Source organism: Streptomyces sp. UNOB3_S3, from assembly GCF_020740895.1.
In the GTDB taxonomy this organism is placed as follows: Bacteria; Actinomycetota; Actinomycetes; order Streptomycetales; family Streptomycetaceae; genus Streptomyces.
Genome location: NZ_JAILXP010000336.1, coordinates 1 through 7,837, shown reverse-complemented (window position 1 = coordinate 7,837; position 7,837 = coordinate 1). Strand labels below are relative to the sequence as shown.

The 7,837-nt window shown below is 72.8% G+C and carries 7 protein-coding genes; 4 read left to right on the top strand and 3 right to left on the bottom strand.

All coding sequences use genetic code 11. The features are described from left to right. On the bottom strand, window positions 1-1,421 hold a 1,421-nt coding region (locus K6I33_RS27860), incomplete at its 3' end, for an MFS transporter (RefSeq protein ID WP_229357297.1). Window positions 1,422-1,484: 63 nt separating this feature from the next. Then, a complete protein-coding gene (locus K6I33_RS27855) occupies window positions 1,485-2,873 on the bottom strand; it encodes a tetratricopeptide repeat protein (protein ID WP_229357296.1) in 1,389 nt (462 codons plus the stop codon). Between the two features lie 141 nt (window positions 2,874-3,014). On the opposite strand from K6I33_RS27855, the gene K6I33_RS27850 reads away from it, so the two are divergent. Both K6I33_RS27850 and K6I33_RS27845 read left to right on the top strand, forming a co-directional pair. Beyond that, entirely contained in the window at window positions 3,015-4,532 is a 1,518-nt protein-coding gene (locus K6I33_RS27850) for an LCP family protein (protein WP_229357295.1), read from the top strand. A 261-nt stretch (window positions 4,533-4,793) separates the two neighbouring features. Beyond that, window positions 4,794-5,081 carry a hypothetical protein gene (locus K6I33_RS27845; protein ID WP_229357294.1) on the top strand — a complete coding sequence of 96 codons (288 nt, stop codon included), beginning with the start codon at window positions 4,794-4,796 and terminating at the stop codon, window positions 5,079-5,081. Window positions 5,082-5,105: 24 nt separating this feature from the next. Here K6I33_RS27845 and K6I33_RS27840 read toward each other — a convergent pair whose 3' ends face one another. Then, complete coding sequence (locus K6I33_RS27840; protein WP_229357293.1) at window positions 5,106-6,014, bottom strand: LysR substrate-binding domain-containing protein; 909 nt, start codon at window positions 6,012-6,014, stop codon at window positions 5,106-5,108. A 110-nt stretch (window positions 6,015-6,124) separates the two neighbouring features. On the opposite strand from K6I33_RS27840, the gene K6I33_RS27835 reads away from it, so the two are divergent. Both K6I33_RS27835 and K6I33_RS27830 read left to right on the top strand, forming a co-directional pair. Next, the gene (locus K6I33_RS27835; RefSeq protein WP_229357292.1) at window positions 6,125-6,862 is read left to right on the top strand and encodes an acetoacetate decarboxylase; all 738 of its coding nucleotides are present in this window, start codon (window positions 6,125-6,127) and stop codon (window positions 6,860-6,862) included. Window positions 6,863-6,910: 48 nt separating this feature from the next. Further along, window positions 6,911-7,837 (top strand): 3-hydroxyacyl-CoA dehydrogenase NAD-binding domain-containing protein (locus K6I33_RS27830; RefSeq protein ID WP_229357291.1); only part of this gene is annotated, 927 nt, incomplete at its 3' end.

The following is a 7,837-nucleotide window of genomic DNA, read 5'->3' as shown; positions in this document are numbered from 1 at the left end:
CGCCACCCCTCGTCCCCCGCCAGCAGGGTCGCCGCACCCGCCAAGGCCGCGGCCGCGGCGAGGGTGAGCACGGGGAGCGGCGGCAGGACCGATCCCGCGCCGCGGCCGTCGCCCAGTTCGAGGGTGAGGGTGACGACGGCGATACCGAGGGCGGTCCCCAGGGCCCGGGCCGTGTTGAGCATGCCGCCCCCCGTGCCGGACAGCTCACGCGGCACGGCCCGCATGACGGATTCGTTGTTGGACGGAGTGAACAGGCCGAGCCCCAGGCCCAGCACGGCGAGCCAGCAGATCAGCCAACGGTCCACGGGGGCGGCGAACGCCAGGCCCATCAGCCCCGCCGTGGACAGCGCTGCCCCGGCCAGAGCGCGGCGACGGCCGTTCCACCGCCGGGGAAGCAGGTGTTCCTGAAGGTTGGAGGCGAGCGCGAACGCGGCGGGCAGGGCGCCGAGCAGCAGGCCGGCCCGTATCTCGCTCTCCCCGTGCCGCGTCAGCACCAGGGGGACGAGCACCAGCGGCCCGAACAGGACGAGGTACCCGGCCAGGGCCCCCACCAGCCCCCAGCCGATCCGCCGGTCCCCCAGCAGCGACAGCGGCACCAAGGGCTCGGGGGCATGTGCCTCGCGCCGCGCGAAGCCCCGGAACGCCGCCGCCGACATCGCGAGCAGCACCACACCGGACCAGCCCGGCAGCGGCGTCCCGGAGAACACCGAGACCCCGCCCAGCAACGCGGCCGACGCCACCGCGAGCCAGGCCGTACCCCGCACATCGAAACGGGTGCCGTCGGCCCGTTCGACCGTGCGGGGCAGCAGGTAGCGGCCGAGCACCGTCGCCAGGACACCGACCGGCACGTTGATCCAGAACACCCAGCGCCAGCCCACCGTCGACACCAGCACCCCGCCCAGCGTCGGCCCGGCCGCCAGGCCCAGGGCCTGCCCGCCCGCCTGCATGCCCAGCGCGGTGCGCAGCTTCTCGCGCGGGGCCACCAGGCTGACCAGGGCCACGCTGTTGCCCGCGAGCATCGCCGCGCCCAGCGCCTGTACGCCGCGGAAGCACACCAGCGCCGTCAGGTCCGGGGCCAGGGAGCAGGCGGCGGAGGAGAGCGCGAACAGGCCGAAGCCGTGGAGGTAGACCAGTTTGCGGCCCACCACGTCCGACACATGGCCGACCGCGACCAGCACGGCCGCCGTGACGAGCATGTACACCAGTGACACCCACTGGACGGCGGCCAGCCGCTCGCCGAACTCCCGCTCCAGGCTCGGGTAGGTGAGGGTGACGATGCTCGCGTCCAGCTGGCTCATGAAGCCGCCGAAGCAGACCGTCAGCACCGCCAACCGCCAGGCGGCGGGCGACTCCCGCACCCATCGCGGCCGCGCGCGCTCACGCGGTACCCGCGTCCTCCACCCCGTGGGCCGGTCGTCCATGGAGAACACTGTCGACGCGGGCGGACGGGAACACCCGGCCGGGCGCACGCCCGGGCGCCGGGTTCACCGGATCGGCGCAGACGCCGGTGCGGCCGCCGGTGCGGCCGCCGTCGCCCGGGCGAGGCGGGCCCTGGCCTTGATGTCGTAGGGGCACTGGGGGCGCAGGCCGGCGCGTTCGCTCAGCAGGGTGCGTGCCAGGTCGTGGTGTCCGGCGCGGAGGGCCGCCTCGACCAGGGTCTTCTGGAGGGCGTCGCGCTGGGCGTGGCTGCCGCCGAAGTCCTGGAAGCGGCGGCGCAGCGGAAGCAGCGTGTCGACGGTGTCGGCGTACCGTCCTCGCCCGTACGCCACGAGGGCGCGGCAGACAGGGAGCCCGATCGCGGCGGTCATCGCGACGTTGGACACGCCCGTCCCGGCGCCCGCGCCCTCCAGCCAGGTCCGCCGGTCGTGGATGAGGCGTTCGGCGTCGGACAGGCGGCCGGCGCCGACGTAGGCCATGACGGCGTGGACGTCGTTGAAGGCGTAGTGGGGGCCGTCGTGCCGTGCCGCCCAGGCGTCGGCCAGCGCGGGCCAGCGGTCGCCCGTGCCGGTGCCCGCCAGGTACAGCCGCCAGAGCAGCGCGGCGGCGTCGAGGAGTTCCATCGCCGCCCCGGTGGAGCCGTCGTGGTGGAGGGCGGTGTCGTAGACGGCCAGGACGTCGTCCGTGCGGCCGGTTTCGAGGACGTAGAGGGCGTAGTGCCACCAGTTGTGCACGGTGAGGTAGTTGCCGGTGGTCCAGTCGCCCGTACGGGTGTCGAGGAAGCGGATGCCGTCCTCGTACCGACCCTGCATCTCGTAGGAGTGCACCACGGCGTGGATGCCCCACACGTCGCGCGGGTTGCGTGCGACGGCTTCGAGGCCCATGTGCTCGGCGCGGGTGTAGTGGCCCGCCTCCTCCAGGCCGAAGGCGTACATGCCCTGGAGGAGTCCGTAGTGCGGATCGTGCTCGTCCCAGGCGGACAGCGCGCCGCCGATCCGGTCGCGCAGCAGCACGGCGTTACCGGTGAAGAAGTCGGTCTGGTGCCCGACCGCCAGGGCGAGGGCGTCCTTCGGGTGGGCCACGACGAGCTCGGCGAGGAGGCGGCCGGCCTCGTGGAAGTCGCCGCCGAGCCAGGAGGAGGCCGCCTCGACGTGGAGGCGTTCACGCGGCGTCAGCTCGGTGACGGTTACGTCCTTGCGGTAGGCCGCGAACGCCGTGGCCGCCTCGGCGGCGTCCTTCTCCTCCGTGCCCAGCAGTCCCAGATACGCCCGGAGGACGTTGCCCATGGCGGAGCGGGGCGAGGCGTCGAGCGTCGCCTCGGCCTCCGTGGCCGTCTCCTCGCGGAAGAAGAGGAGGTTGTCCAGCGCCTTCTCGTAGTGCCGCACCGCTTCGGCGCCGGTGTGCGTCATCGGGTGGGCGTGCCGGTCCCTGGCCATGTGTCGTTCTTCCCCCCTTGGGGTGTTCCCGGAACCCCCGGGCCATGACCACCCTGACTCTTGCTACATTGCGCAACTGTACAACTGACGAGTGGGGCGAGCCGGCCGTTCCCCGGTAGCCACGCGGACGAAAGCGCACATATGACAGGCACATCGGTGGCCCCGCGGCGCCGGAGCCGGCAGGCCACCCGTATGCGGGAGCGCCGTCGCGGCCGGGTACGGCTCATCACCGCCATATCGACGTCCACGGTCGTGCTGATGGTGGCAGCCGGGGGCTGGCTCTACTACGAGTTCGACGGCAACATCGACAGCTTCGGCGCGGAAGGGCTGTCGAAGAACCGCCCCGCCGCCGGGTTCGGCGGCCGGAACGTCCTGGTCATCGGCTCGGACTCGCGCTCCGGGGACAACGCGCGGATGGGTGGCGGGGGTGACGACTTCGGCCGCTCGGACACCGCCTTCCTCCTGCACGTGTACGGCGACCAGAAGCACGCCGTCGCGGTGTCCATCCCCCGTGACACCCTGGTCGACATCCCCTCGTGCAGGCTCCCCGACGGCACGTGGACGGCCCCCCAGTCCCATGTGATGTTCAACTCGGCCTTCTCCGTCGGCCGTGCCGCCAAGGGCAATCCCGCCTGTACGCAGAACACGGTGGAGAAGCTGACCGGTCTGCGCGTCGACCACACGGTCGTCGTGGACTTCGTGGGGTTCTCGAAGGTGACGTCCGCCGTCGGCGGTGTCGACGTCTGCCTGCCCAACGACGTCTACCAGGGCGACCTCAACCCCAACCTCGGCTCGAAGGGCCGGCTGATCTTCCCCAAGGGCCCGCGGACGGTCTCCGGGCAGGAGGCGCTGGACTATGTGCGGCTGCGGCACGGCATAGGGGACGGTTCCGACATCGGCCGCATCAAGCGGCAGCAGGCGTTCGTCGCGAGCCTCGTCAAGAAGGTGAAGGGCCAGGGCTTCAGCCCCACCACCCTGCTGCCGCTGGCGGACGCGGCCACCAAGTCCATGACCGTCGACCCCGGCCTCGACTCGGCCCGCAAGCTCTTCTCCTTCGCGATGTCGATGAAGGACATCGACCTCCACAACACCAAGTTCGTCACGCTCCCCTGGCAGTACCAGGGCAACCGGGTCGCGATCGTCCACCCCGACGCGGACGCCCTCTGGGAGGCGATCAGGAACGACCGCACCATCGACGGCCAGAACGCGCGCGGCAAACAGGACGACAAGGCACCCGCGCCCACCACCGCCGCCCCGTCCCCCGTGTCCGGCTCGGGCATCGGCGTGGCCGTGCACAACGGCACCACGACCCCGGGCCTGGCCGCCCGCGCCGCCGAGATGCTCAAGGGCAGCGGATTCACCGTCACCGGCACCGCGACCAGCCGTTCCCACCAGGGCGCGGCCACCGTCATCACCTACGGCCCCGGGCAGCACGACCACGCCCGGACCGTCGCCCGCCTGTTCCCCGGGGCCGAACTGCGCCCCACCGGCACACCGGGCGTCACCGTCACCCTGGGTCAGGCGTACGCGGCCGACCCGGCCCCGGCGGGACCTTCGCCGACGACGCCCGCCCCGGCGCCCACGGCCGTGCCCACCCAGGTGGCCGGCACCGCCCGGTCCGCGGACGACGACGTGTGCTCCAACCTGTCCTATGGGTGACCGGGAGCGTCCCGCCGCGAACGGATCGTCAACGGGCGTACGAGGAAGGGCACTCGGAACGGGAACGGGCCGGCGCGAGAGCACCCGGACCCCGGTACCTCCGAAACGGGAGACGAAGCGGGCCGCGGCATGACAGGATTGCGAGGTTGCGCAACCGGGCAAGTGTTGTGCGCCGGGCACGCGATCGCACGAAGGGGGCGGCAATTGGCGCGGGGCAGGATGACATCGACAGGCGGTACCGACTTGCGCCTCGGGGCGGTCGTGTCCGAGATCGAGGGTCTGTACACCGCCCTCCTCACCACGCCCGGCGGGCCGCGCCGGGAACGGATCCTCGCCGACCTGGCCCGGGCGGGCCGGCGCCTCACCGCCCTCGCCCTCGATCCGCAGCGTGTCCGGGGCCGGGTACCGCCCCGCTCCCGCTGGGAGCGGCGACGTCATCTCGCGTCGCGCGGAGCCGAATTGGTCGCGGCGTTCCTCACGGGGTGGACCGAGGGCAGGCGGACCGGCCGGAAGGAGGCGACGCCCACGCCGGGACCCCGCCACGGGTAGGGCCGGTACGCGCCCCGGCGCCGCTCACCCGCCGTCGTCCGGGCGCAGGTGCCGGGCGATGAGGTCCAGCAGGCGCCGCACGGCCGCGTCCGCGTCGGGCCGGTGCACGGCGGCGACGGTCGTGCGGAGGTAGGGCGAGGAGTCCCGGAGCGGCACGAAGGTGATGCCGGGGACCGCGAAGTCACGCAGGTCCTCCGGCAACAGGCTGACGCACAGCCCGGCGGCGACGTAGCCGACCAAGCCGCTGAGGTCGTCCGCCTCGGCCCGGCGGCGGGGAGTGAACCCCGCCTCCTGGCAGGCTCGTTGGGCCTGGAGGGCGAGCCCGGGCAGGGCCGTCGCGCTGAGGAGTACGAAGTCCTCGTCGCGCAGGTCCGCGAGGGCGATCGAGGCGGCTCCGGCCAGGCGGTGCCCGTCCGGTACGGCGGCGACGGCGCGCTCGACGGAGAGGGCGCGGACTTCGAGGTCGTCCGGTATGGGTGACGGGTCGCGGAGGAAGGCGAGGTCCAGGGCCCCGGCGCCGATCATCTCCACGAGCGCGGCCGTGGAGTCCTGCCGCAGGTGGACGCGGAGGCCGGGCAGCTCGCCGGCCGCGGCCCGCAGCAGCCGGGGCAGGTGGCGGTGGCTGAGGATGCTCACGTATCCCACGCGTACGTCGCCCTCCAGGCCGTGCGCGACGCGCCGCACCCGCTCGACGGCGGCGGACCGGGCGTCCAGCAGCCGCCGCGCCTCGACGGCGAAGGCGGCCCCCGCCGGGGTGAGGCGTACACCACCAGGACCCCGGTCCAGCAGCGTCACCCCGAGACCGCGCTCCAGGCGCTGCATCGCCTGACTGAGCGGGGGCTGGCTCATCGACAGCCGCTCCGCCGCACGGCCGAAGTGCTTCTCCTCGGCCAGCACCAGGAACTGTTCCAGCAGGCGTTTTGTGAGCTCCATATGTTCAAGCATATCGAACGTGCCGGAAGCATATATTGGACAGAATCGGTGCCGGAGGAGTGAGGTGGTTCCAGGCCCTGAGTGGTTCCAGGCCCTGAAAGGAAGCCACCATGCACATACACGACGTCGCGCGGGTGTTCACCACTCCGCTGGACGCGCCCGCTTTCGCCCCCACCCGGTACCGGTTCACCGACCGCGAGTACCTCAACATCACCTACCGCACCGACCCGGAGGCCCTGCGCCGGGTCGTCCCCGAGCCGCTGTCGGTCCCCGAGCCGCTGGTGCGCTTCGAGATCATGCGGATGCCGGACGTGACGGGGCTGGGCGACTACACGGAGGCCGGCCAGGTCGTCCCCGTCGAGTACGCGGGCGAGCGCGGCGAGTACAACCTGGCGATGTACCTCGACAGCGTTCCGGCGATCTCCAGCGGCCGGGAGCTGAGCGCCTACCCGAAGAAGGCCGGGTCGCCCAGGCTCTACACCGACTCCGACACCCTCGTCGGCACCCTCGACTACGGCTCGCTGCGGGTGGCCACCGCCACCATGGGCTACAAGCACCACCCGATGGACCTCGACGAGGCCCGTGCGGAGATCTGCGTCCCCACCTTCATGGTCAAGGCGCTGCCCGGCTACGACGGCCGACCGCGCATCTGTGAACTGGTCCGCACCCAGATCACCGACATCACGGTCAAGAGCGCCTTCCGCGGCCCGGCCCGGCTGGAGCTGTTCGCCCACGCGCTGGCGCCGCTCGCGGACCTGCCGGTCCTCGAAGTCGTCGCCGCCAGCCACATCCTGACCGACCTCACCCTCAGCCCCGCCGAGGTCGTCCACGACTACCTGGCGGGCTGACGGGCCCTCCCGGTCAAGAAGACGATCGAGAAAACGGGTGTACACACCATGAACGCACACACATCAGCCCCGCGTCCCCGCGGCCGTGTCACGGTCGTCGGCGGTGGCGTGATCGGGATCTCCTGGGCCGGGCTGTTCCTGGCCCACGGCCTGGACGTCGTCGTCAGCGACCCGCGTCCCGAGGCGGAGGAGCAGGTCCGGGCCGGGCTGGCGGAGATCGCTCCGGCCCTCGCGGAGCTCGGCCTGCCCACCGAGCGGCTGACGGACCGGCTCCGCTTCGAGCCGGACCTGGCCGCCGCGGTCGCGGAGGCCGACGTCGTCCAGGAGAACGGCCCCGAACGCCTGGACGTCAAGCGGGAGATCTGGCGGACCGTCGAGGCGGCCGCTCCCGCCCACGCGCTGCTGGCCACCTCGACCTCCGGCATCCCCGCCACCGCGATCGCCACGGCGATGCGGCAGCCGGAACGCCTGGTCGTCGGCCACCCCTTCAACCCGCCGCACCTCGTCCCGCTCGTGGAGATCGTCCCGGGTGAGCGGACCTCCGCGGAGACCCTGCTGCGGGCCCGTGACTTCTACGCGTCGCTGGGCAAGAAGCCCCAGATCCTCCGCAAGGAGGTCCCCGGGTTCGTCGCCAACCGCCTCCAGGCCGCGCTCTTCCGCGAGTGCGTGCACCTGGTGGCCGAAGGCGTGGTCACCGAGGCCGAGCTCGACGCCATCGTCACGGACTCCATCGGGCTGCGCTGGGCGGTCGCAGGCCCCTTCCGCACGTTCCACCTCGGCGGCGGCCCCGGCGGCCTGCCGCACTTCCTCCGGCACCTCGGCCGCGCCATGGAGGCGAGCTGGCCCGGCCTGGGCGAGCCGTCGTTCGACGAGCCCACCGTCGCCCTGCTCACCGCCCAGGCGGAGGAGGCGTTCGGTGGCGAGCCGGTCGGTGAACTCGCCGCCCGCCGCGACCGCGCCCAGATCGCCCTGATG

Coding starts and splice junctions, on each gene's coding strand:
- K6I33_RS27855 (WP_229357296.1), bottom strand. CDS start 2,873: ATGGCCAGGGACCGGCACGCCCACCCGATGACGCACACCGGCGCCGAA.
- K6I33_RS27850 (WP_229357295.1), top strand. CDS start 3,015: ATGACAGGCACATCGGTGGCCCCGCGGCGCCGGAGCCGGCAGGCCACC.
- K6I33_RS27840 (WP_229357293.1), bottom strand. CDS start 6,014: ATGGAGCTCACAAAACGCCTGCTGGAACAGTTCCTGGTGCTGGCCGAG.
- K6I33_RS27835 (WP_229357292.1), top strand. CDS start 6,125: ATGCACATACACGACGTCGCGCGGGTGTTCACCACTCCGCTGGACGCG.